2 protein-coding genes are annotated in these 743 nt (G+C 27.9%); both read left to right on the top strand.

The window, feature by feature from the left end; all coding sequences use genetic code 11:
* On the top strand, positions 1 to 245 hold a 245-nt coding region (locus HP456_RS24900), incomplete at its 5' end, for a glycosyltransferase (protein ID WP_376766252.1).
* Between the two features lie 40 nt (positions 246 to 285).
* On the top strand, positions 286 to 743 hold a 458-nt coding region (locus tag HP456_RS24575; RefSeq protein WP_172255884.1), incomplete at its 3' end, for a glycosyltransferase.

Raw genomic sequence — 743 nt, 5'->3', positions numbered from 1 at the left:
TATATGCTGAAGCAATGAGTCAATCTCTTCCAATTATTTACACTAGAGGTCAAGGGTTCGACGGCCAGTTTAAAAATGGAGAAGTTGGATATAGTGTTGACTGTTTTGATGAGTATGAAATTAAAAATAATATAATTAAAATAATCGATAATTACAAAGATATTTCACTTAGAAATATAAAATTATGCGAAAAGTTTGACTGGAACCAAATAACTAGACAATATAATAGGGTTTATATTGAATAATATTTGAATTTCCCCTCAACTTTGTAAGGTGAGTGATTCTATGAAAATAATGCTTATTACTACTCTTTACCCTGGGTATGTAGGACAATCAAGAAAAGAGATATCATATGCATTACACTATTTTGTTAAAGATTGGGTGGAGAGTGGTTATGAGGTAAGAGTAATTAAAATTAGCCCTAGGTATCCAAAAATATTTAATTTTTCAGGTAAGAACAAGATCCATAGTTCAGTGGAGAATTTTCAATTAGAGGGTGTTAATATTTCTAGGATAGATATTAATAAGATTCCTAAGATTGACTATTTAAATGCTGACATTAATCAATCATTTGAAAAGATAAATAGGATTATAAAAAAAGAGTATATGCCTGATGTAATAGTTTCCCATATGATAAATCCGAATATATACATTGCAAATAAAATTAAGGATGAGCATAATATACCAGTAATATTAACATTACATCAAACAGATTTAAAAAACTTAAATAATTATCCAAAGAG

The sequence above is a fragment of the Bacillus haikouensis genome (assembly GCF_013179555.1).
Taxonomy (GTDB): domain Bacteria; phylum Bacillota; class Bacilli; order Bacillales; family Bacillaceae_B; genus Rossellomorea; species Rossellomorea haikouensis_A.
Note: the sequence above shows the minus strand (reverse complement) of the source record. Positions and strands in the feature narration are given on the sequence as shown.